Source organism: Polyangium fumosum, from assembly GCF_005144585.1.
GTDB classification, from domain to species: domain Bacteria; phylum Myxococcota_A; class Polyangia; order Polyangiales; family Polyangiaceae; genus Polyangium; species Polyangium fumosum.
In genome coordinates, this window is record NZ_SSMQ01000002.1 from 374,870 (window position 1) to 398,626 (window position 23,757).

19 protein-coding genes are annotated in these 23,757 nt (G+C 69.4%); 7 read left to right on the forward strand and 12 right to left on the reverse strand.

Going from position 1 to position 23,757, the window contains the following annotated elements; all coding sequences use genetic code 11:
* Positions 1–41 precede the first annotated feature (41 nt).
* Together E8A74_RS03535 and E8A74_RS03540 are read left to right on the forward strand one after the other, a co-directional pair.
* Complete coding sequence (locus tag E8A74_RS03535) at positions 42–1,214, forward strand: metallophosphoesterase (protein WP_136927467.1); 1,173 nt, start codon at positions 42–44, stop codon at positions 1,212–1,214.
* Between the two features lie 8 nt (positions 1,215–1,222).
* Positions 1,223–1,735: a peptidylprolyl isomerase gene (locus tag E8A74_RS03540; RefSeq protein ID WP_211365276.1), complete on the forward strand. Its 513-nt coding sequence runs from the start codon at positions 1,223–1,225 to the stop codon at positions 1,733–1,735.
* Between the two features lie 12 nt (positions 1,736–1,747).
* On the opposite strand, the gene nadE is transcribed toward E8A74_RS03540, so the two are convergent.
* The 7 genes from nadE to E8A74_RS51835 all read right to left on the reverse strand — a co-directional run bounded on the left by nadE (position 1,748) and on the right by E8A74_RS51835 (position 9,792).
* Positions 1,748–3,667 (reverse strand): NAD(+) synthase, encoded by a 1,920-nt coding sequence (gene nadE, locus E8A74_RS03545; protein ID WP_136927469.1) that lies wholly within the window; start codon positions 3,665–3,667, stop codon positions 1,748–1,750.
* A 334-nt stretch (positions 3,668–4,001) separates the two neighbouring features.
* Positions 4,002–4,943, reverse strand: coding sequence for an RNA polymerase sigma factor (locus E8A74_RS51825; RefSeq protein WP_170228828.1), 942 nt, complete (start codon positions 4,941–4,943; stop codon positions 4,002–4,004).
* Between the two features lie 44 nt (positions 4,944–4,987).
* Positions 4,988–6,136 (reverse strand): hypothetical protein, encoded by a 1,149-nt coding sequence (locus tag E8A74_RS51830; protein WP_170228829.1) that lies wholly within the window; start codon positions 6,134–6,136, stop codon positions 4,988–4,990.
* Positions 6,137–6,147: 11 nt separating this feature from the next.
* Entirely contained in the window at positions 6,148–7,230 is a 1,083-nt protein-coding gene (locus E8A74_RS03555) for a hypothetical protein (RefSeq protein ID WP_136927471.1), read from the reverse strand.
* Positions 7,231–7,658: 428 nt separating this feature from the next.
* Positions 7,659–7,949 (reverse strand): hypothetical protein, encoded by a 291-nt coding sequence (locus E8A74_RS03560; RefSeq protein WP_136927472.1) that lies wholly within the window; start codon positions 7,947–7,949, stop codon positions 7,659–7,661.
* 669 nt (positions 7,950–8,618) lie between these two features.
* Positions 8,619–8,921, reverse strand: coding sequence for a DUF6968 family protein (locus tag E8A74_RS03565; RefSeq protein ID WP_136927473.1), 303 nt, complete (start codon positions 8,919–8,921; stop codon positions 8,619–8,621).
* Between the two features lie 655 nt (positions 8,922–9,576).
* The gene (locus E8A74_RS51835; RefSeq protein ID WP_170228830.1) at positions 9,577–9,792 is read right to left on the reverse strand and encodes a hypothetical protein; all 216 of its coding nucleotides are present in this window, start codon (positions 9,790–9,792) and stop codon (positions 9,577–9,579) included.
* Positions 9,793–9,978: 186 nt separating this feature from the next.
* On the opposite strand from E8A74_RS51835, the gene E8A74_RS03570 reads away from it, so the two are divergent.
* Entirely contained in the window at positions 9,979–11,268 is a 1,290-nt protein-coding gene (locus E8A74_RS03570) for a pectin acetylesterase-family hydrolase (RefSeq protein WP_170228831.1), read from the forward strand.
* A gap of 36 nt (positions 11,269–11,304) precedes the next feature.
* On the opposite strand, the gene E8A74_RS03575 is transcribed toward E8A74_RS03570, so the two are convergent.
* Positions 11,305–12,246, reverse strand: a complete 942-nt coding sequence (locus E8A74_RS03575) for a hypothetical protein (protein WP_136927475.1) — start codon at positions 12,244–12,246, stop codon at positions 11,305–11,307.
* Between the two features lie 47 nt (positions 12,247–12,293).
* Between E8A74_RS03575 and pfp the strand changes: the two genes are divergently transcribed.
* Positions 12,294–13,616, forward strand: a complete 1,323-nt coding sequence (gene pfp / locus E8A74_RS03580; RefSeq protein WP_136927476.1) for a diphosphate--fructose-6-phosphate 1-phosphotransferase — start codon at positions 12,294–12,296, stop codon at positions 13,614–13,616.
* An 11-nt stretch (positions 13,617–13,627) separates the two neighbouring features.
* Complete coding sequence (locus tag E8A74_RS03585) at positions 13,628–14,092, forward strand: GNAT family N-acetyltransferase (RefSeq protein WP_136927477.1); 465 nt, start codon at positions 13,628–13,630, stop codon at positions 14,090–14,092.
* An 8-nt stretch (positions 14,093–14,100) separates the two neighbouring features.
* On the opposite strand, the gene E8A74_RS03590 is transcribed toward E8A74_RS03585, so the two are convergent.
* The 4 genes from E8A74_RS03590 to E8A74_RS03605 form a co-directional block, all read right to left on the reverse strand.
* Entirely contained in the window at positions 14,101–15,714 is a 1,614-nt protein-coding gene (locus E8A74_RS03590; protein ID WP_170228832.1) for a DUF4139 domain-containing protein, read from the reverse strand.
* Positions 15,707–17,818, reverse strand: a complete 2,112-nt coding sequence (locus E8A74_RS03595) for a DUF4139 domain-containing protein (RefSeq protein ID WP_136927479.1) — start codon at positions 17,816–17,818, stop codon at positions 15,707–15,709. Before E8A74_RS03595 ends, E8A74_RS03590 begins: the two co-directional genes overlap by 8 nt.
* A 68-nt stretch (positions 17,819–17,886) precedes the next feature.
* Positions 17,887–19,689 (reverse strand): WD40 repeat domain-containing protein, encoded by a 1,803-nt coding sequence (locus E8A74_RS03600; RefSeq protein WP_136927480.1) that lies wholly within the window; start codon positions 19,687–19,689, stop codon positions 17,887–17,889.
* Between the two features lie 102 nt (positions 19,690–19,791).
* On the reverse strand, positions 19,792–21,660 hold the full coding sequence (locus tag E8A74_RS03605; RefSeq protein WP_136927481.1) for a MutS family DNA mismatch repair protein: 1,869 nt from the start codon (positions 21,658–21,660) through the stop codon (positions 19,792–19,794).
* Positions 21,661–21,725: 65 nt separating this feature from the next.
* Between E8A74_RS03605 and coaBC the strand changes: the two genes are divergently transcribed.
* Positions 21,726–22,949 (forward strand): bifunctional phosphopantothenoylcysteine decarboxylase/phosphopantothenate--cysteine ligase CoaBC, encoded by a 1,224-nt coding sequence (gene coaBC, locus E8A74_RS03610; protein WP_232379352.1) that lies wholly within the window; start codon positions 21,726–21,728, stop codon positions 22,947–22,949.
* The gene (locus E8A74_RS03615) at positions 22,946–23,698 is read left to right on the forward strand and encodes a CPBP family intramembrane glutamic endopeptidase (RefSeq protein WP_136927482.1); all 753 of its coding nucleotides are present in this window, start codon (positions 22,946–22,948) and stop codon (positions 23,696–23,698) included. Before coaBC ends, E8A74_RS03615 begins: the two co-directional genes overlap by 4 nt.
* Positions 23,699–23,757 lie beyond the last annotated feature (59 nt).

Below are 23,757 nucleotides of genomic sequence, written 5' to 3' on the forward strand. Positions count from 1 at the left end.
TCATAACGACATCCGCGAACGAATTGTGTACATTGCGCTCCATGGCTGACTTCGGACGCTCTCTTTCGCGGACGTGGCGCCTCGTCGCCTCGTCTCTCGTCCTGTGCTGCCTCGGGCCTCTCGCGATCGTGAGCTGTAGCTCGGGGGACGCGGTGAACACGTCCACGAGCACGGGCGGTACGGCGACCACCGGCGCGGGCGCGGCGGGCGCAGGCGGCGCGGGGAATGGGGGCGCCGGGAGCGGCGGCGCCGGGGCCACGGGTGGTGCAGGCGGGGCGGGTGGTGCAGGCGGGACGGGCAGCTCGTCGACGTCGAGCACGGGCCATGGCGGCGCGGGCGGAGGCCCGGGGGCGAAGGTGGTCCGTCTGCTCGCGATCGGCGACACGGGCGAGGGCAACGAGGCCCAGCACGCCGTCGCCGATCGAATGAACGAGAAATGCGAGAAGGTGGGCGGCTGCGACGCCGTGCTCGTGAACGGCGACAACTTCTACGACAACGGCGTGGCGAGCGTGGACGACCCGCAATGGGGCGAGAAGTTCGAGGCGCCCTACGACCGGCCGAACCTCCACGGCGTGCCGTTCTACGTGGTGCTCGGCAACCACGACCACGGCCCCACGTCGAGCGGGAACAAGCAAGCGCAGATCGACTACGCGTCGTTGCCGCTCGGGAGCGGCCCCGGGATGCGGCCGAGCGACAAATGGCACATGCCCGCGGCGTGGTACGACGTGACGATCGGCCACGTGCACCTCTTCGCGCTCGACACGGTCGATTTCCTGAACGGGACGCAGAAAGACCAGATGAGCGCGAAGGTGAAGACCTCGAAGGCGACGTGGAAGATCGTCTTCGGCCACCACCCGCGGTTCACCTCGGGCGAGCATTTCTGGGACAACAACCTGCTCGGCATCGCGGGGATGTTCGCGTTCCAGAAGGCCGTCTATTGCGGCGCGGACATGTTCATGACCGGGCATGACCACAACCTGGAGTTCATCGACAAGGGCCGCGACGGCGACTGCCCCGGCACGCATTTCGTGGTGAGCGGCGCAGGCGCGAAGACGCGCGACACGTTCGAGTTCGTCCCGAAGGACGAGAAGCAGCTCTACTTCTCGGACGCCGTCGAAGGGTTCGCGTACATGGAGTTCGACGGGCCGAAGCTCTCGTTCGAGTTCATCGACAGAAGCGGGGCCGTGGTCTTCTCGAAGACGATGACGAAATGAGGATCCCCATGCTCTCCCCGCGCTCTCTGCTCCTGCTCGTTCCCGCGCTGCTCCTCGCCTGCCAGGATCCGCCGCCGCCGGCCCCCGCGCCCGCCACGTCCGCGGCCCCCGCGGCCGCGCCCACGCCCACCCCCACGCCGACGGCGGCGCCCGCGCCCACGCCCGAGAAGGCCGCGGCCGCGCCGGAAAAACCCCCGGAGTCGATCGCGGCCCAGCACGTGCTCGTCGCGTACAAGGGCGCGAAGAACGCGCCGAAGACGGTGACGCGCTCGAAGGCGGACGCGAAAAAGCGGGCGGAGGAGGTCGCCGCCAAGGCGAAGGCCGGCGACGATTTCACGGCGCTCGTGAAGGAGTATTCGGACGACGCGGCGACGGTGGAGAGGCTCGGCAGCCTCGGGAAGTTCAAGCCGGAGGGAATGGTCAAACCCTTCAGCGACGCGGCGTTCGCGCTGAAGGTGGACGAGACGAGCGGCGTGGTGGAGACGCCGTTCGGGTTTCACGTGATCAAGCGCAACCAGTGAAACCCGCTCGGTTCACCCGCCCTTCCACTCCGTCCGTTGCACGACGGGCAATTGCAACGCGCGCTCGCGGTCGAGGTCGAGCGAGCCGAGGTGAATCGCGAGCGGCGATTGCACCCACTTGAAGATCGACTGCGTGAACAGGCGCGCGAACTTCTCCGCCCACAGGGCGAGCTGCGCCGGATCCCGATCCGGGAACACGCTCGTGAGCGCGAGCGCGACCTCGTTCGGCGCGAGTTTTTCCGCGCCGTAGAGGTAGAGGCACGCGTCGAGCACCTCGAACGGCATGAGCTCGGCCTCGCCCGACTGGTTCGCCGCGAGCTCGGGGCCCGCCGTCGTGTCCAGCGTCGCGCGGATGCCCGGATAACCAAACCGCTTCTCCAGGCGTTCGAGCAGCGCGATGACCACGGTCTTCGGCAGGTTCGCGATCACGCTGAAGGCGCCCTCCAGATCCCCACCGACGGTCGTGTACCCGAGCGCCTTTTCGCTCATGTTCCCCGTCTGCAGGAAGAGCGCGCCGCTCGTGTTCGACCAGTTCCACATGCGCTGGCCACGAATCCGCGCCTGCACGTTCTGCTTCGTGAGCTCGGTCGGCTCGGGCCCGCCCGGTCCGAGCAGGGTGCGCGTCGCGTCGAGCTCGCGCACGAACGCGTCCTCGATCGGCACGATCATGAACGAGACGCTGAGGTCAGCACAGATGCGCGCAGCCGCGTTCTGCGTGGCGTCGCTCGAATACCGCGACGGCATGTAGAACGCGCTGATCATGGAGCCCGCCGCCTCGCGAAGCGCCGCGCCTTCGAGGTCGGGGTGGAGCAGCTCGGCGGCGCGATGCGCGACGAGCAAGGTGAGCAGCGAGTCACGCCCGCCCGAGAGCGCGAGGCCGATGCGGCGGAACGCGCCGATCTTGCGATAGTAGTCGGCGACGCCGAGCGCGAGCGCGTCGTAGAAATCGTCGAGCAGCTCCTCGCGCGGCGTCTTCACCGGCAGGTTCGCCGAGGGCAAGAAGAACGAGGTCCCGGGCGGCGGCGCGGGGTAACGCAGCTTCGAGCGATCGGCCGTCTTCTCGTGAAGAGCGGTCACGGGCACGGGCGTCTGCTCGCGCCGGAAGGCTTCGAGGTCGCTTCTCCAGGTGCTCGCCTCGCGGCGGCTGCGGATCGTGCGATCGAGGTCGACGACCGTCGCGGCGTATCCCTCACGGAAGCGCGTCGCCTCCAGCATGGGCCGGCCGTTCTGATTGACGAACCCGCCGCCGTCGAAGACGAGGCCGTCGTTGGCGCCGACGAGGTTCGCGTACGCGATCGTGCACTGGTTGTCCGCGGCCCGCGTCGCGATCATCTCCCGCCGCGTGCCCACGACGCCCGCGCGGAACGGCGAGGCCGAGAGGTTGCAGACGATCTCCGCGCCCGAATAACAACGCCGCCGCATCGGGCCGTCCGGCGACCAGATGTCCTCGCAGACCTCGATCGCGAGGAGGCCGAAATCGAACTGGAAGATCCGATCGCCGCAGAACACGCCACGCGCATCGAGGTCCAAGCCGGGCACGCCGCGCGAGAAGACACGCGCCTCGTAGAAGACGTTGTACGTCGGGAGTTTTTCCTTCGGCACGAACGCGCGGATCTTCCCGCCGTGCACGAGCGCGCCGACGTTGAAGAGGTCGCCGTCGACGCCGACGGTCAGGCCGAGGACGAACACCGTGCGCAGCCGCGCGGTCTCCACGGCGAAGCGCTCGAGCTCGCGCCGCTGGCTCTCCACGAACGCCTGCCACTGCACGAGGTCCTCCGCCGCGTACCCGCCGACGACCTGCTCCGGGAACACCGCGAGCGTGACGTCGTCCTCGGCCATCGCCGTCGCGAGGCGGATGCACCGATCCACGTTCGAGCGGACGGCGCCGATCGTCGCGTTCACGCTGGCAACCCCGATCTTTACGAGCCTCATGGGGGCCGAGCGTAGCAGTGGGATGGCGCGAGCGTCAGCCCGGCGCGCGGGGCGTTCGTGGCTGCCACGACGGCGAGGATCGGCCGGCAGAAGAGGACGATGGAGGCGCGAGGTGCTTGCCCAGACATGCGCCGCCTCCATCGCCCACTTCTGCCGGTCGTTCATCGAAAAAAGTCCCGCCCGAGCCCGCGTATGGCGCCCCATTCGTTTCATGAGGCCGGGAGCAGAGCGTTCGGCTCGGGCGGGAGGGCGACGCGCATCGCCGCCTCATCCCTGATAGTTCCTGCCGGGCCACGAACCCTCCCGCGTTCGATCGCTTTTCTGCGAGGGTGTTCTAAGGCTGGAGCAGGTGCCCAAAAAGCGCGCGCGCATGCAGGGGGTCGCGCGGGTACATCCGGAAGTAACGCACGAGGGCGGCGCGAGCGGCCTCTTGGTCTCCGTGCGCAGCGGCGTGCTCGACCTCTGCAACCAGCGCGCGTGGCCGGCTCGTGTTCAAGGCATCCACGCACGAGCAGAGCGGCGCGGGCGCGGGCGCGGGCGCGGGTGGCGGGTCTTCTGCGACGGCTCCGGCGTTCACGTTCACCTGCACGGCGGGCGAGGAAGACCGGGCGGTCTCCAGGACTTGGGGCGGCTTCATGAGGCCGTAGGCGACGCCGGCAAGGCCGGCGGTGCAGACGAGCACCTCCGCTGTGCGGCGTCCCCATTCCGCGGGACGCGCTGCGGAGCCCGCCAGGATCGCCGCCATGAACGGGCGCAGCTCGCTCTCGTACCCACGAAGAAGCTCGCGCGCCTGGGCACAGGCCCGCGAGAGGCGTGAGCGCGCGGTGCCTTCGGGAATGCCGAGAGCTTCGGCGATCTCCCCTTCGGAGAGCTCGTCGAAGACATGCGCGTACAGCACATCGCGCAAACGCGGGTCCATGCTGCGCAGGCGCCGGTCGATGAGCTGAACCATCTCCTTTCGGGCGAGGAGCGCTGCGGGCGAGGGCGCGGCCGACGCCACCCGCAGCGCGTCGTCGGGGTCGCCCCAGGAGGTGTTGCCCTCCTCGGCGACGCCTTTCTTGTGTCGAAAGGACTCGTTTTTCGCGATTCGATAGAGCCACGTCGAGAGCTTCCCCCGCTCGGGGTCGTAGCGGTCGGCGTGTGCGACGCCGATGTCGAGCACCCTCTGCGCAAGATCATCGGCGTCGGCCGGTTGATGTTCCCAGTGGAGAAACCAGCGGACCAGGCGAGGACGGAGCGCGAGAATGGCGACGCGCACGTCATTCGGGTGGCTCATGCCACTGGTAGGATCCGCGTCGAGCAGATCCCTCCCGAGAATCGTCAGGGCTCGCAACAAAAAGTGACGGGACCCGTCGGCGTGGCCGTCCCCTCCGGACCGCCCCCGCTCGCAGCACACGCGCCAGGGTCGTACATGAAGTCGGTCACGCGCTTGCTCCCGAGGGCTCGGTCCTCGCGGCTCATGTCGACACATGCCCCTTCTTCCGAGGAGATCGACGTGCCGAGGAGGAACACGCCGCACGCGTCGTCCTTGAATACGGTCGCCGTTGCCGTGCACGAGCTGCCCTCGACGGGCCCGCAGGAGCAAGCTGCGCACGTCCTCGTGTCCACCTTGTTTCGGTAGAAGAGGTGGCGCTCCGAATAACCCGTGGTCGGGCAGACGACGTCGCCCTCGGCGGCGACGCAATAATGGAAGCCGGGCGCGGCCTTCGGGACGCACATCTCGTCCGTCTCGCACCCGGCCCAGGCCATGGCGGTGAGCCCTTCGCATGCGATGGCGATCTCCTCCCAAGAGGTGGCGGGGATCGGCAAGGTCGACGGGGGCGTCGGTGCGCAGCTCTCGCCGAGCTTCTGGACGGGTCCGATCGCAATGGACTGGATACACGACACGCCCTCGCAGTCGAGGTCCGCCGGGACGGCGTTCTCCGCCGTGCAGGCGCCGTCCCACGCGTCGGGTGGGGCGAAGGAGGTCTCGACGGAACCCGACGCGAGATCGCAGATCGCCGCCTGCGCGACGAACGTGCTTGGTGGCGCGCAGGCGCCCGTCGATGCGCCGCACGTGCAGTCGGGGCACGCGAGCGGTGGAACGACGAGGCCCGCATATCGGACGAACTGCGGCAACATGCCGCTCGGGCAAGCAGCAGGGTTTTGCGCGGGGCCAAACCACACATGGTGCGGATCGGTGAATGAGTAATCCGTCGGGCGGAGCGGGACGCATTCGCCCTCGCATGGTGGACCTGCATCGTCCGCGCCGGCCTCCTCTTCTTCTCCGTCGTCGGGCTGCGTGGCGCCGTCTCCTTCCTGGGAGGTCCCCGCATCGCCTGGGCCGGCGTCCGCGTCGGCACAAGGAATGTGCCGACCTTCGTTATCGGTACACCAGGGAACCTCCACCGTGATGCCGTCCGTGTAACACGCGCCAAGCAGGGCGGCGGCAGCGAGCGTGATGAAATACGCGACGTTGGTCACGCGCATGTTCGACTCTCCTATTGCACATCAATGAGAACAACAATTCCTGCATGAACGAAGACCGGAGCGAGCGGCTGGTGTACGCGCGTATCGCCGTTCTGCAGCTTCACCGTGAGCGGATTGCCGCCCACGGCGAACAGGGCCTCCACAAAGGGCCGGAGCCGGAGCCGCTCGGTGACCTTGAAGTTGTATGCGAGCCGTGGCCCGAGCGCGACCGTCAAGGCGTCGCCCTCCAGGAATGTCGCGCCTTCCATGAGATAGAGAGCGCGGCCGACGCTGATGGGCGCGCATGCCGCGAAGCTCCAGGACGTCTCCAGGCACGGAACGACCAACCCGGAGAGCAGAAGGGTTTGCTCGGGGTCGATGTTCTCCTGCACGAGGGACGCAAGGACGCGAACCTCACCGCCAAGGGAGAAGCGGGACCAGGTCACCGACACCGCGGCGGACCCGCCAAACCCGATCCTGGGCAAACCGTACGGCGCGAACAGTCCCGCCGCGCCAAGTTCCCACTTTGGCCCTTGACTCTCCGTCAGGTTTGTCGGAGGGGCGGGGACCGTCGTCACCTCATAGAACGGATCCGGCGTGCGTCGACGAAGCGGGCCGTCATCGTCGTAGGCGACGAAGGGTCGCAGCGAGGGGGACGGGGCCGAGAGCCCGACCTCGATCTGCGGGCGCAAAAGCAGCCACTCCGGCGCCGGCTGCTTCTGCAGCTCCCACCGCCCGAGGTTCAGCGCGATCGCGTAGGCCGCGTCCTGCACGAGCTCGCGGCAATCGAGCGGCGTCGGGATGACGGCGTTCCAACGCTCGGCGCCGTGCTCGTCCAAAGCAGAGACGTGCGCCTCGATCTCGCGGCCTCTGCGCTTCAGCTCGACGCGCACGAGGGCGCGCGCGTCGTCCCGGACAACCGGATAACCGAACCCCGACGCGAGCCACATGATGAAGTCGTCGCGGCCCATGCAGCCGCGGATCGTGCGGGGCGGGGTATAGTCGAACCGGAACGCCACGCGGTTCGGCTCATCGCCTGCGCGCGCGCTCGCAGGCGCGAGGATGAGGAGGAGGGAAAGGCAAAGGAGCGGGACGAGGGCTGCGGCGCGCGGCATGATGGGGATAGCATACTGCAACCTGCGCCGGAAAAGACGAGGCTGACGCGAGCGTCTTGGTGCTACTCGGGTCAGGAGCGCACGCCCAGCGTCAGCCTCCGCGGACAACCCTACCCGTGACAAACCGAGTTGTCAAGCGCCGCGACAAACTTTTCGGACGGTTCCGGGACGAACGGGTGGTGAGGGATCACTTGCCGGCGAAGCGGAAGAGCCAGGCGAGCGTCGCGGGGGGTGGTCCACCCGTGGCCCGGGCCCGCCCATGGGAAACGTCATGGGGGGTTCCCGGTTTCGCTCGGAGGAGACGCCGGCTTCAGCTCTGCGGCTCGCTCCGTGAACGTCGGACCCTTCAACGGCATAGCCGGCAGCGCGCCGAACGACTTGTCGTTCGTCTTCGTCGCCATTGGTCTTGTTCGTGATGTTTGGACAGATCATTCGTTCGACGAATTGGTGGCAGCGGCCAGCCGCGCTCTGGCCCTATTGGCTGCAATATCCCCCCAGGTATCCTCATCTACTTCGAGTCCTGGATATTCTTCCAGCACAGGGTTCACGAGATTGTCGAGTATCGCCGTCATGCTCCTTGCGACTGCCAATCGTAGGGCCTTGCTGCTGGCCTCCGACAATAGGGGGGCGACCTCGACCACGACCGAATTTAGAGCATCCATTGCCTCGATGCTGGCATCGCGTACGACTCGTGCAGCTTCCACCGTGTCTAATTTCATAGCCTTACTCCTAAAATGAACACCCTTCTGCCTCCATGCACTCTCGCATGCATCGGGCGGCGCCCACGTGTTCGCCAGCATGCCTCGCGTCGGCAAGAGGCCGCCGCGCGAGACCAGCTCGTCAGGGTCCGGCGAGAACCCCGCGTCCACCATCCTCCGCAGCGCTTCCCTCATGCACTGCTGGACACCGGTATCGTCGAGCCGCGGTCCCTTGGGCCTCACCTCCGTGACGTGGTCGCCCGTCATCTCGACCGCGAACTCGATCTCGTACGCGTTGTGCCGAAGCCGCTGGCCCCCCTCTTCGACGCACGCTTGAAGCGCCCGGACCGTCCTCGGAGGAAGCGCGAGCCCGCTGCCCTGCCTGGGCGCGGCGGTCGTGCTCGTCGCGCGCCCCGCATCCGATCGGCACCATGCACACCGCCATGCACGTCGCGACCAAGGTCGCCCCTGCGAGCCGCTGCCCCCTCATGACCCCGCCTCCTCGGCCTCGACGCAGGTGGGGAAGGCTACGAGTGCCGAAACGCCTCCGTCAACCGTTCTCATGGCATTTCCCGCGTCCACACGCCGCAAGTCGTCCCGCAACGGGGTGTCTCGTACGGGGACAACCTTTCGGTTCCGGGACGAACGCGCTCTGGAGGCCCTGCACGACGGGTCGGTGCGTGGGCAGTGTCATTTGAAGCTTGGAAACATGAGATCCTCCCCTCCGAGGAATGTCACCTTGCCGCCCGTCAACATTTCAATTCCTCGCACGTCGACGGGCACGCTTCCCATTGCCATATGAAGCGCTTGCACGGAATCGATCCCCCAAACTTTCCGCTTTTCTCGCCGCCTACCGGGCCCGCGTATCTCGTACTCGACGGACCAATCGTTTCCTTCTTTTTGAGGCGCGCCGATTCGCACCCTGACATTTTTAGGCTTTGACTCCTGGGACTGACGGAATTCGAGTATCCTTTCGGCGACGACCCTTTTCATCGTGGGCATTTGTCCTTCATTGCCTCTCGTTCGCAGGCGCGCCGACAGTTCGCCCGGTCCTCATTCGATTGCGCCCAGCAAATGGCCCTGTCCCTCGCACTTGGCAACTTGCGGCAGCGCGCATTGTCCATATTCCAAATTGCTTCGCACGCATTGTAACATGCCTCAAGTGGGGTATAGGCCGCATTCTTGCACCGTTCCCTCTCAGCTTCCTCGTCGGTTTTATCCTTCAACGACACGGCCGCGACCACGACGAGAACCATGCCGGCATCCGCCTGGGAGCATGCCGACATCCGCCGAGCGCATGCCGACATCCGCCTGAGAGCATGCCGACATCCGCCTGGGAGCATGCCGACATCCGCCGAGCGCATGCCGACATCCGCCTGGGAGCATGCCGACATCCGCCGAGCGCATGCCGACATCCGCCGAGCGCATGCCGACATCCGCCTGGGAGCATGCCGTCGTCCGCCGAGCGCATGCCGACATCCGCCGGGGAGCATGCCGACATCCGCCGGGGAGCATGCCAACATCCGCCGAGCGCATGCCGTCATCCGCCTGGGAGCATGCCGTCATCCGCCTGGGAGCATGCCGACATCCGCCGAGCGCATGCCGACATCCGCCGAGCGCATGCCGTCATCCGCCGGGGAGCATGCCGTCATCCGCCGGGGAGCATGCCAACATCCGCCGAGCGCATGCCAACATCCGCCGAGCGCATGCCAACATCCGCCGAGCGCATGCCGTCATCCGCCGAGCGCATGCCGTCATCCGCCGAGCGCGGCATCAACGTATCCGCGAGCGTCAGCAGCCGATCGATCTCGGCCTGCGTGAGGTGAAGGTCGCTCTTCCCCTGCGCGCCCTCGGCGCGGAACACGACGGGCGCGAAGGGATCCTCCCCCGGATCAGCGCTCCTCGCCGAACTCTCCGGAGGCAATGGGGAGCCACGCCCATAACCAAAGAACCACGGCACACGAGGCGAGCGCCACGCGCACTTTCCTTTTTCCCATCCCCTGCGCTCGCGTGTCTCTGCGCGGAACCTTTCCACGTGGAGCACACAAGCATGAGACAGCCCCTCCTTGCCTTCGCCTTCCTCCTCGTCGGCTGCGGAGATGTTCCTCCGGACAACCTCCTTTCCTCCGGACCATCTTCCGAAGCGCTGGAGGCCGAGCCACAAGGCGCGGAAGCGACCCTGAGCTGCACCCTGCCCGATCGGCCCGTCACGCACGGTCCCAGCACGAGCGAGGCGTGGGAGCTCGTCGAGCTCTCGACCGCGACCTATCCCAAGGCGCTCTGCAATGACGGCACCCCGGGCACGTACATGATCCACCGAAACACCACGTCCACGAAGTGGCTCATCTGGCTCGAGGGCGGAGGCAATTGCTACGATTCGGCGACCTGCGCCCAGCGCTGGAACAGCAGCGGGAACAAGTTGATGAGCTCCAAGCAGCTCACCACCCGATTCGCGCAGGGCACGCTCGAATTCCCCTCGCGGGGCGTCTTCTCCGTCGATCCGAACGAGAACCCGACGTTCCACGACGCCAACGTCGTTCGTCTCAATTACTGTTCGAGCGACGTCTGGTCGGGGGATCGCGCCGCAGACCCGGCCGCGGCCGACGTGACGGACGTGAAGCACTGGCACTTCCGCGGCCGCGCGATCATCCAGGCCGTGTTCCGCGAATTGATGCTGCACGAGAACCTCCCCGCCGCGACGGACATCGTCTACGCGGGCGGCTCGGCGGGCGCCGGAGGCGTTCATTTCACGGTCGACGACGTGCAAGCGCAGATGCCCGCCGGCGCGCGCTTCATGGGTATGCCGGACGCCGGCTTCCGCTTCGATCACCCGTCCTACGATCCGAACACGGGCCTGGAGAGCACCGCCGTTCCCACGGATCAACGGATCTTCATCGAGGTCGCCGCGGGCAACTGGGGAGGCCGCGGCGACGCGAGCTGCCATGCCGCGGCCACGACCTCGGACGAGCACACGTCCTGCCGCGAGCCCGGCTGGCTCACGACCCACGGCCATATCCGCACGCCGCTGCTCATCATCCAGAACCAGTACGATCACAACCCCCTCGGGCACCTCGGCGTCGATGTCGACAGCAACATGGATGCGGGCGAGACCGGCTACACCGAGCGCTACGCGGCGCGGACGCGCGAGCTGCTCGCGAGCACGGACTCCCTTCATTCGTGCTTCGCCGACTACGACTCGCAGCACGTCACCTCGCACGGCCCCGCGGCGGGCACGAGCACGATCGACGGCACCGTCCTGCGCGACGCCATCGACGCGTTCTACCGGCGGCCCTGCACGCCGGAGCGGCGCATCGAGGCGCCCCCTCCCGGCGCGCCGTGACCCCGCGGGACGCGGCCCCCGCGCCGCGTCCTGGCCTCACCGCGGCATCAACGTATCGGCGAGCGTGAGGAGCCGATCGATCTCGGCCTGCGTGAGGTGCAGGTCGCTCTTCACCTGCGCCCCCTCGGCGCGGAACACGACGGGCGCGAAGAGACGAACTTTTACGATCCCGAGGTTCAGCGAGGTCGCCCGATCCACCGAGGCCGTGAGCGCCGCCGCGTCCGCGCCCGCCTGCACCGGGTCCGTGCTCTCGCCCGTGCTCGATACGTCGACGCCGCCGTCCGCGGCGAGGCGCAAGCGCGCTTCGGCCGAACGGATCGTCGACGGCACGGGCGGCGCGTGCGAACCCGCGAGGCTCCGCGAAGGGTCCGTGGCGGTGGCGACGACGGCCTCGGGCCCGAGGGGATCCGGAAACCCACCCGTGCCCTCGAAGCGCGCCGCCTGCAGGGCGAGCGACTCCGGCAAGACCGCGAGGAAGCCCTCTTCGACGAGGGCGACGACGCGCGTTTGGCCGCGCACCGTGACGCGCGCCGTGGGTACGCTCGTGGTCGTGAGCCACTCGCCGCGCGGCTGGCTGCGAGCGATCATCATGTTGAGGCCCTGGCGCGCGCGCTGCTCGTCGAGCTTGTGCTGCACGATGGCCACCACGAGATCACTCTGCGTGACGCCGGTGGAGGCGACGTAGGCCGCGGCGACGTCGTTGATCGCGTCGATGCCCGTGCCTTCGAGCATGCTCCGGAGCGGGTTCATCACGCGCAAGCGCAGCTCGAGCGGGTGGCCTTTCAGCCGCTCGGGCCAGACCATCACGCCGACGCGGGCGCCCACGATCACGCGCGCGATCTCCGCGGCGTTTTTCGGCCTGGGCGCGGGCGGCGTGGCCGCCTCGGGCGTCTGATCTTGCGACGCGCAGCCGGCTGTCGCGAGCGGCGACGCGACGAGCGCGAACAAGAGGACGACCGAACCAAAGCGCCTCGTCACCCGTCCAGATTAGCGAAAGCCCTCCAGGGATGCTAGGGGCCGAAGTCATGAGCCTCGGTCCGAAGAAGGTCGGTATCCTCGTCGGCGGCGGGCCCGCGCCGGGCATCAACGCAGTCATCGGCGCGGCCACGATCCGCGCGGTCCTCTCCGGCTACGACGTGATCGGGATCCAGGACGGGTTCCAGTGGATCATGAAGGGCGACCTGGAGCACGCCCGCCCGCTGTCCATCGACGACGTGAGCCGCATCCATTTCCGCGGCGGCTCGTACCTCGGGATCGCGCGCGCGAACCCCACGAAGTCGAAGGAGCTGCTCGAAGAGACGGTCCTGTCCTTGTTGCGGCTCGAAGTGGACAAGCTCATCACGATCGGCGGCGACGACACGGCGTTCTCGGCGTCGCAGATCGCGCTCCAGTCGAAGGGGCGGCTGCGCGTGGTGCACGTGCCGAAGACGATCGACAACGACCTCGATCTGCCGGGGCAAGCCGACACGTTCGGCTTCCAGACGGCGCGCCACATCGGCGTCGAGCTCGTCGAAAACCTGATGGTCGACGCGAAGACCACGCACCGCTGGTACTTCGTGGTCGCGATGGGCCGCAAGGCCGGGCACCTCGCGCTCGGCATCGGCAAGGCCGCGGGCGCGACGCTCACGCTGATCCCCGAGGAGTTCCCGCAAGAGGGGCACGTCCGGCTGAAGACCGTGGTGGACCTGCTCGCGGCCGCGATCGTGAAGCGCCTCGCGACAGGGCGCGCGGACGGCGTGGCCATGATCGCCGAGGGGCTCGTCGAGCGCATGGAGGAGCACGACCTCGAAGGGCTCGCGGGCGTGGAGCGCGACGCGCACGGGCACGTACGGATCGCGGAGATCGCGTTCGCCGACATCCTGAAGGCCGAGGTGCAGAAGCGGCTGCGTCAGTTCGGGGTCAAAGCGACGATCATCCCGAAGAACATCGGCTACGAGCTTCGCTGCGCCGACCCGATCCCGTACGACATGGAGTATGCGCGGGACCTCGGGTATTGCGCGGCGAAGTATCTCGCGGAGGGCGGCACGGGCGCGCTCGTGGCGATGGTGCAGGGCTCGTTCCAGGCCGTGCCGTTCGATACGATCATGGACCCGAGGACGGGCCGCATGCGCGTGCGGATGGTGGACATCGCGAGCGACCGGTACATGATCGCGCGGAGATACATGCTGCGGCTGCGCAAGGACGACTTCGACGATTCGAGCCAGCTCGCCCGGTTCGCGAACGTGCTCGATATCTCGATCGAGGATTTTCAGAAGGAGTTCGGCTACCTCGTGGAGCACGAGCCGATCCCCCGCACGTTTTACCCCGACGAACGGCAAAAGCCTTCGATCGCGCCGCCGGGGAAGTGAGGCAAGCGCCGATGGAGCCTGTGTCGATTCGCCTCGCGCACGCGGGGGACGTGGAGGCGCTCGCGCAAAACCACCGCGCAATGGCGCTCGAGACCGAAGGAAAGACCCTCGATCCGGAGACGACGATCCGGGGCACGCGGGCGGTGATCGAGGATGCGGCGAAGGGATTTTACCTCGTGGCCGAGCGCGAGGGCGTGACGGTCGGGCAGCTCCTCGTGACGTTCGAGTGGAGCGACTGGCGAGACGGGATGTTCTGGTGGATCCAGTCGGTCTACGTCGCCGAGGGCGCGCGGCGCACGGGGGTCTACCGGGCGCTGCACGATCACGTGCTCGGCAAGGCGCGGACTGACAAAGGCGTCTGTGGCGTGCGGCTCTACGTGGACAAGGAAAACCACCACGCGCAAGCGACGTACGCGGCGATGGGGATGCACGCCGCGCATTACGACGTTTTCGAGATCGATTTCGTGCTCGGCTGAGCGCGACGTCAGAACGCGGGCAACATGACGCGCGCGCCGGCGCGCAGCTCGAACGTGTACACGAGCGTGCGCGTCGCGTGCGCGCCGACGTCAATCGTCGCGCGCAAGAAGCCGTCCTTGTCCAGGGAGAAGCCGCCCGCCTCGGCGAGGTGGATCTCGACGTCCTCGATCTCGCTGACCGGGATCCGCTCGGTGACGACGACCTTCCGCGCCTTGTTCGACAGGTTCGAGAGGTACAACGTGACCTTGCGTTCGATGCGTTGCGCGCCGGTGATCGCTTGCGTGTCGCGCTTCTCGTCCTCGCTGCGGCGCACGCGGATCGCGTCGTCCGGGCCAAAGCCGAGCTCAAAAGGCTCGCCCTTGCCCACGAAATCGAGGCGCGCGCGGCCGACGAGGCTCGCCCCGCGCGCGAGGCGCACCGGGCCCGCGAGCAGCGGCCCCGCACCTTCGAGCGTGGCCGTGGCGCGAAGGTGCGCGGCAGGCGAACGAACGGCGATGACCACACGGGCAAGCTCGGCCTTCACGGTCACGCGGCCGATCTCCACGCGGCACGGGCGTCCATTCGAGGGGAGCGAGGCGCGCTCCTTGCCGGCGTAGGTGATCGGCTCGCCGCCGTCGTCGACGCCGGGCATCTCGGCGGCGGCGCGATCGCCGCGATCGAGGCCCGCGAGCTGGATCGATTGCTCGCGCGCGGCGACGACGATGTTGCGGCGCTCTTCGTCGGTCTTCTTGCGGCTCGCGAGCACGTCGTCGGCGAGCAGAGGCGGCGAGGCCGCGCGCGTGGGCCGGGCCGTGGAGAAGCGCAGATCGACGTCGTCCCATTGCTCGCCCGTGCGTTGCCACGCGGTCGCGTACGTGACGATCTCGACCGACCCCGCGGTCGCCTCGGGCCCGTCCGAGACGAGGCGCGCGAGGTGCTCGGGGCGCCAGAGCGCGCAGGGCAGGCGGTAGGTGATCTCGACCTCGACCTCGCCCGCCTCGGCCGCGTCGATCTCGACCTCGATCACCGCGTCGTACCGGGGTTTTTCCGCGCGTCCTTCGGCGAGGCGCGTCTCGGCGCGCCGACGATCGAGCTCGGCCTGGGCGCGCTCTTCGCGGAGGCGGGCGACCTCGTCGAGGGAGGCCTTCGCCGCGCCGTCGATCGCGCGCCATCCGTCGCGGTACGCGCCCGCGACGTCCGGATCCGACGCCTTGCGCGGGCCGAGCGAGGCGCTCTTCACCCATTGCGTGGCGAGCTCGTAATGGTGCTGCAAACCGCGCTGCGAGCGCTCGATCGCGCGGTCGGCCGCGGCCACGCGATCCCGCGCCGCGCGCGCCTCGCGTTCGAGCGCCTCGATCTCCTCACGCCCGAGCGCCCGCTCCTCGTGCGCGCGCCGGAGCACGCGGGCCGAGAGCACACGCGCCTCGCCTTTCGTGACCTTCGCTTGCACCGTGCCGTCGTCGACGAGGAGCGAGACGCCGGCGAGGGCCTCCCAGCGCGCGCCTTTCGAGGCGTGGAAGGAGGCGCGGCGCACGACCTCGGCGCGGTCCTCGAAGAGCGTGACGCGCGCAGGACGGCTCGGATGAGCGCGATCCTGCGAAGGCTCGTCCGAACGAACCTGCTCCACCACGGGCTCACTCACGGCGGTTTCCTCCGACGATCTCGCTCTTGGCAGGCAACTTGATGCGATAGGCGTAGGTGATCTTCGACTTGCCGCCCGCGGGCACCTCGACCCGGAAGCGACGGCCGCCGCGCACGGGCGCGCCGATGTCCGCTTGCTCGTAGACCTCGGGCTCGGGCTCGGCGGAGGTGAGCTTCACGGTGACGTCCTTGTCGTCGGTGACGGGGATCCGCTCGAGGACCTCGACGTGAATGGGCACGCCGAGCGACGAGGTGAGGTCCACCGTGACGTGGTGATCAACGACGGTGGATCCGCCGAGCAAGCCGGCCGAGCTCTCGTCGATGCGGGCGTTTCGCGCGATGCGCACGCGCTCCTCGACGCCGAGGCCGACCTGCACGTAGCCGCCGCGATCGACGGCCGCGATCTCCGCGGTCGTGACGAGCGCGCCTTCGAGGAAGACATCGACGGGGCCGGCGCAGAGCGGCGCGCCGAGGGGATTTTCGATGCGGGCCTCGCGGTAGACCTCGGTCGATTCGCGCGGGACGGCGCGGAAGCGCGGGCTCGCAGGGCCCTCGCCGACCTTGACGTGTACGCGGTGCGGGCGGCCGTTCGAGGGGACGTCGCCGCGGCCTTCGGCGTCGTAGCGGTGATCGAAGCGGCCGCGGGAGACGAGGGGATCCTGCGTGCGCGCAGGGCTCGGCAGGTGCTCGATGCGCTCGCGCGCGGCGCTCGCCTCGCGGCGGGAGGCGTCGTCGGGGACGCGGCCGAGGCGGCCGCGGCGCGGTTTGTCGTCGACGGGGGCGAGCACGAGGGCGTCGAATTCGAGCCAGCTATCGTCGGGCTCGGAGGGCGGCAGCGGCGCGCTTTCGTCGTAGGCGCCGCCCCTCGTTTCTTCGAGGGAATCCCCGGAGCCGCCATACCCGCCGAGCGTCGCCGCGAGAGAATACAAGACCTCTCCCTCCTCCCTCGCCGCCGCCGCCTTTTTGGCCGGCGCAGGCGCCGACCGCGCGGGCATGGGCATGGCGGCCCTTGGCATGGCCGCCGCGGGCGCAGGCATATCCATCGGCGGGCCAAACCCCGGCGGCGGAGACGGCGCGGCGGCGGATTGCGGCTGCGGCACCACGCCGGCCCGGGGAGGCGCCGCCACACCGGGCCGCAGAGGACGCGGCGGAGGAGGCGGTGCAGGGATGTTCTCCACGGCGCGCGGCAGCTTCGCCATGGCCGCATCGTACGATTCGAACATCGCGTCGAGCCCCGGCGGCGGCGGGCGATACCCACGCTTCGCCGGGGGCTGCGCCCGGCCAAACCGGAGCGATTGAAGCTCGGGCAAACGCGCGTCGTGCACGAGGTCGGCCGTCGAGAGGGAGAGCTCGACGTCCTTCCAGTCCTCGCCCGAGTCCTGCACGACGAGCGCGTCGAGCTCGAGCCGCACGCGCGTCGCATTCTTCGTGAGCCACGCCTTGTACGTCGGCCACCAGCGCGCGGCGAGCACGACATACTCGATTTCGAGCGCCTCGATCGCGCCTTGCCCCGCGCCGAGGCGCACGTGGCAAGCGAGGGTCGGTCGGGACGACCCCGCGCGCTCCTCGACGCTCGCCTGCGATTCGGCGAGGCGCGCGGCGTCGATTGCGCGCTGGACGCGTTCGAGCGAGGCCTCGGTCTCCGCGAGGCGCGCGTCGAGCACGGCGAGCTCCTCCTGGGCAAGGCGCGAGGTCGCGAGGGCATCCTCGATCCGCACGCGGGGATTCGCCTGCCGGAGGCGTCGATCCATGCCGAGGTCGAAGGACAACCCGGCAAGCAAGTTGCGGCGGCCCGTGACGTGCGTGCGCGTGTCGTTCAGCGCGTCGCGCTCGGCTTCGAGGACACGCAGGCGTTCACGCGCCGAGCCCGTCTTGGCGGGCCCTTCGGGGACGACGAAGCGCGCGCCGACGGAGACGACCTCGCGTGCGCCCTTGGCGAGCGCGCGGAAGCTCGACGGCTCGGAGAGCGGCGTCACGCCGGGGACGACGAGCTCGCACGGCTCGCTCGGGAGCGCGGTCGGGAGCGTGACGACCCGGGTGACGAGGGCGCCGCGCGCGTGGACCACGACGCGGCGGATGTGGCTGCCGAGGGCGAGCGAGGTCATGGGCGAGGAGAGGATACGCGAAATCGATGAACGATTGCCCGCAAATTCTCCGCGTCGAAATCCCGGGCTCAGGGCGCGAGGCGTGTCACGAACACGTCGTGCTCGCCCTGGCTCACGAGCGGCGCGACCGGGGCGTCGAATTCGATCGTCCCGGCAAACCCGCCCGCGAGGAGCGTCCTCGACTCCGGCAAGGCCGCGACGCCAAAGGCATGTTGCGCCTGGTCATCGCCGTCCGTCCTCGCCCAGAGGAGCGCGCCGTCGACGCTCCCGTATTTCGCGACGAACACGTCGGAGGCCCCCGCCGAGGGGACCGCGCCGGCGCCGAAATCGATGGCGCCGTCGAAGCTGCCCGTCACGACGACGTTGCCCGCCGCGTCGAATGCGACGGCCGTGCCGATCTGATCACCGCCGGTCGTGTCGCCGAGCTTTTTTCCGAAACGGAGCGCGCCGTCGGGCTCGAAGACGAGGAGGAATGCGTCCACCGACGTCATGCTGGTGAGCGTCGTGCCAGCGACCGTGATCGATCCGGCGAACATCCCCGTCACCGCGATTTCGCCCGAGGGGCCGACCGCGACCGCGTAGGCGCGCTGCTGGGACGCGTCGTCGCCGATCTTGACGCTCCATTTCGAGTTCGTATGGATGCCCGAGAGCCGCGCCACGAAGGCGTCGCCGCCGCCCGCCGATTGCAGGACGCCGCTGCCGAGATCGAGCGAGCCGTCGAATTCACCCGCCACGACGACGTCGGCGCTCGCCGTGAACGCCACGCCGTAGGCCGCCTGCGGGGCGGCGTCGCCGAACACGCGGCTCCAGATGTGGTTGCCGTCGGCGTCGAGGATGGCGACGAATCCGTCGGCGCCGCTCGCCGGGCGGTCGCCGCCGCCGAAATTGACGACGCCCGACGCCTCGCCGGCGACCGCGATCCACCCATCCGGCCCGGCCGCGACGGCATTCGCGATCTGGACCTGGTCGCCCCCGAACGCCCGCGCCCACCGCACAGCGCCGCCCGCGTTCACCGCGACGACGAAGGAATCGGTGTCGCTCGCCGCGCTCGTCAGGACCTTGCCATTGCCGAAATTCATCGAGCCCTGGAATTCCCCCGCGGCGAGGATGTCCCCGGACCCGGCCGCGACCGCGACGCCACGCGCCAGCGCCTTGCCATCCATGGCAGGGACCTCCAGGCTCCACATCGAGGTCAGGCTCGAAAGGCGCCGATCCACATAAAACGAGCCGGCACTCACGGTCCGGAATGTCACGTCGCCGTCGACCACGCCGGCCGTCGCGTGGACGAGTCCATTCGTCGCGACGCCGAACGCCACGTCCGAGAGCAGGCCGCCACGGGAGAGGCCGAGATCGGTGGTCCCCGTGCATCCGGGCGCGACGCCGTCGCAATCGTCGTCGGCCTCGGTCGCGCAATCCTCGGGGAGAGGCGTCATGGCGGGGAGGCAGGGCCCAAAGGAGAGGCCGTCGGGCGTGCACGTGCGGACGCCGCCCGCACACACGCCGGGCTGCCCGGTCTCACACGGCAGCGTGTCGCCGGGCGCGCAGAGGCACTCGTCGTCCCCGAGGGCTTTGCCGTCGCAATCCTCGTCCCCGGGCGCGAAACAATCTTCCTTTTGGGGGACGACCTCGCCCAAGCACGCGCCGAACGTGCGATCGATACGACAAACGTGCGTGCCGGACTTGCAGGCCCCGACGCCGGCCGTGCCGAGCGGGCCCGAGTAGCAGGGCGCCGAGACGCCGACGGTGCAGGGCGCGTCAGGATCGAACGAGCCGTACACGTCGAGCGCGCAGGCCGAAGGGAGCGCGGAAGCGAAGAGCGAGACGAGCCCCACGGCGGCGAGGCGCAGGTAGGTTCGTCTTCGTCGGACCATGGCGAGGCTCCTCGGGGCGAGGCCCCAGAGACCGAGCGAGGAAAAGCGAACGCCGATTCTACGGAACGTGGGGCCCGCAGATCAACATCGCGGCGAATCTCGTCACGCCTCGGGGAGCGCGACGTTGATCCCCACGAGCCGCATGAGCCGGAGCGCGTTCGTGGTGGAGACGACGCCGGACCGGAGCACGTAATCGAACGTCATCTTCCCCTCCTCGACGTGCTCCTCGAAATGCACGTTCACGACGCGGCCGCCCGTCTGCTCTTCGAGGTCCGCGAGCGCGAGGTCGTGCGAGGTGACAGCGCCGATCGCGCCCTTGTCGAGGAGGTGGACGACGACGGCGCGCGCGCCGATGTGGCGTTCGCGCGAGTTCGTTCCGTGGAGGACCTCGTCGAGGAGGAAAAAGACGGGCTCGTCACGATCCGCCGCGTCGACCACGGATTTGAGCTTCTCGAGCTCGGCATAAAAATGCGAGACGCCCTGCTCGAGCGAGTCGCTGATCCGCATGCTCGTGCGCACCGAGAGCGGCGTCATGCGGAGCTTCTTCGCGCACACGGGCGCCCCCGCCTGCGCGAGCACGGCCGCGAGGCCCATCGAGCGGAGCCACGTGCTCTTGCCGCTCATGTTCGAGCCCGTGACGAGCATCCCGCGCCCCGGCCCGTCGATCGAAAGGTCATTCTCCCGGCGCGAGCGCGTCGGGATCAGCGGATGGCCAAGCCGCTCGGCCACGAAGCACGGCGGGCCCTCCTCGACGACGGGAAACGTGAACGTCGGATGCTCGTACGCAAGCGCGCCGAGGCTCGCGAGCGCCTCGATCTCGCCGAGGGACTTGAACCAGCCGCGCACGTGGCGCCCCGCGCGCAGGCGGAATCGCTCGAGCGCGGCGATGCAGAAGACGTCCCAAAGCAAGAAGACGTTCGCGAGCATGTGCACGAGCCCCGAGTGGCGAAGCTCGACGAAGCCGAGGACACGCTCGAACGTGGCAAGCTCGCGGCAAGCCGAGGCGCCGTCGTCGCCGCCGAGCAGCGCCGCGCGGAGCTCGACGAGGCGCGGCGCGCGCAGCGGCTCGGCCTCGATGCGCGCGAAGAGGTCGCGGTATCGGCCGAACGGAGCCTCCTTCGACGCGGCCTGCGCGAGCACGGGCTGGATCTTCGCGCTGATGAGGAAAAGGACGACGACCTGGAGGACGAACGGGACGAGGTACGCCCGGCGGAGCAGCGGCGGGAGCGCGCTCCCGAGCCCCTGCGAGAGCGCAAAGAGGCCCACGGTGAGCGGCACGAGGACGAACGCCGCGCGCACGAGCGTCCGCGCAAAACCGCCGCGGAGCACGGGCTCGGCCTCGGCCCATGTGACGAGAGGCTCGGTGGGGCGGCCGCGCGTGCCCGCGGAGGCGCCGATCGTGGCGAGGTCTTCCCGGAACGCAGGCATGCCCGCGAGCTCGCGCACGGCCTCCTGTCGGGCCGCGATCTCGGCGGGCGAGGCGCGCTCGCCGAGCCAGCGCGCGAGGGTCGTGGTGCCGGGCGTGGTGCGCGTCTCGTCGAGGAGGCGGAAGATCGAGGCGGATCCGAAGACGTCGAGGTCGACCGCATACGGATGGCGCGGCTCGGCCGCGGGCCCGTGCGGGAGCGCGTCGGGCAATTTGCCGGCGAGGCGAGCGAGCGAGCGGTCCACGATCCCGAGCCGCGTCTGCACCTCGGACTCGCGCGTGACGAGCGCGCCGTGCACGGCGACGACGGCGATGAACACGACCCAGCCGAGCGCGACGAGCACCCAGCCGAGCGTCGGGAGCGAACGGAAAAATCCGTATCCGAGCGAGCCGAGGGCCACGAGGAAGAGGAGCCCGCGGAGGCCCGAGAGGCGCGCGGAGCGGCGCGCGAGCTCGTCCGCCTCGGCCGCGAGCGTGTCCCGGCGCGCGCGCTGCGCGGCGTGAGGATCGGCGGATGTCGAAGAGGTTTCAGGCGCGTCGGACACGGCCGGAGCCTACCGCGGCGGGGGGCATGTACGCTCGCCCCATTTCGTGCAACCTTTCCGGCCCCGTGATCGCCGCTCTCCCCTCGTCCGTCCCCCCGACGATCGTGCTCGCCGTGAGCGGCAGCATCGCCGCCTACAAGGCCGTGGAGGTGGCGCGGCTGCTGAAGAAGGCCGGAGCGCGGGTCGTCCCGATGATGACCCGTTCGGCGCGCGAATTCGTGGGACCTCAAACGCTCGCCGGCATCACGGGCGAGCCGGTGCACGAGGAGATGTTCGATCCGGGCTACCCCGGAGAGAAACACGTCGAGCTCGGGCGCGCCGCGGATCTCGTGTTGATCGTGCCGGCGACGGCGGATCTCCTGGCGCGGCTCGCCGCGGGCCGCGCGGATGATCTGCTGACCGCGCTCGTGCTCTGCGCGCGCGGGCCCGTGCTCGCGGCGCCCGCGATGCACCCGCGCATGTGGGGGCACCCGGCGACGATGCGGAACGTGGCGACGCTCGCGGCCGATGGGCGCGTGTCGCTGATCGGTCCGATCGAGGGCGAGGTGGCCTCGGGCGAACGAGGCATGGGGCGAATGGCCGATCCCGACGAGATCGCGCACGCGGCGCTCGCGGCGGTGGAGACGCGGGATCTCGTGGGGATCCGGATCGTGGTGACGGCGGGGCCGACGGTCGAGGACCTCGATCCGGTGCGCTTCCTCGGCAACCGATCGACGGGGAAGATGGGCTTCGCGATCGCGGAGCGCGCGGCGTCACGAGGCGCGTCGGTGACGCTCGTTTCGGGGCCGGTGGCGCTCGCGACGCCGCGGGGCGTGACGCGGGTCGACGTGCGGAGCGCGCTCGCGATGAAGGAGGCGCTCTGGGAGGTGATGGGCGCCGATCTCGGGCGCGCGGACGCGCTGATCATGTCGGCCGCGGTCGCCGACTACCGGCCCGCCGAGCAGAGCACGACGAAGCGGAAGCGCTCGGCGGAGCCGCTCGAGATCAAGCTCGTCCCGAACCCGGATCTGCTCGCCGAGGTGGGCGCGGCGCGGACGGGGGCGCGGCCGGTGCTCGTGGGCTTCGCCGTGGAGACGGCCGACGACGCGGGGATCGTGGGGTACGCGCGCGGAAAACTCCAGGCGAAGCGCGTGGACATGGTGGTGGCGAACCACGCGCAGGACTCGTTCGGGCGCGAGGACAACCGGGCGACGATCGTGACCTCGCACGGCGCAGAGGCGTTCGGGGTCCTGTCGAAGCGTGATCTCGCGGATCACATCCTCGATCGCGTGGCGCAGAGGTGCCGGTGAGCGAGGCCTCGGACGAAGAGACCCCGGACGAGGACGTCGACGCAGGTGAAGACGTCGAAGCCGAGCCCACGTCGAAGCGCGAGGCTCTCCTCATCGCGGGCGGCGTGACCGTGGCGAGCGGGCTCGCCGTGGGGTTTGCGTTCTCGGACGAGTACGCGGGCACGCCGTGGATGCTCGGGTCGCTCGTGATCGTGTACGCGGCGCTCGCGGCGTTCACGGTGTGGCGCCTGCGCGCGCGGGGCGAGCTCGACGAGCAGCTCCGGCCGCGCGGCGGGGATCTGACCGTGGGCGCGATCGTGGCGGCGGTGCTGTACGGCGTGGCGACGGGCGTGCACCTGCTCGTGACGTCGCCGCCGTCGCCGCGGGCTGCGTGGATCATGCACGTCTACGCCACGCTCGGGGATCCGTCGGCGGAGGGGCGGCACCTGCTCGGGGGCGTGGTCTTCGTGGTGGCGGCGCTGGAGGAGCTCGTCTGGCGGGGCCTCGTGCAGCGCGTGCTGCTCGCGCCGTTCGGGTGGCTGCGCGCGTGGCTCCTGCAGGCGGCGCTGTTTGGCGTGGCGCACCTGCCGACGATGTTCCTGCTCGGCGATACGCGCGTGGGGCCGAACCCGCTGCTCGTCGCGGCCGGCGTCGCTTATTCGCTCGTGTGGGGGCGGCTCGCGATGCGGATGGATCGCTTGCCGCCGGCCCTCTTCGCGCACGCGCTCTTCACGTGGGGCGTGTTCGAGTTCCCGATCTGGAGCCCTTGAGCCCGAAATGGCGAAGCGCCCGCGGACAGCCCGCGAGCGCCTCGACTCCACCTCGATCG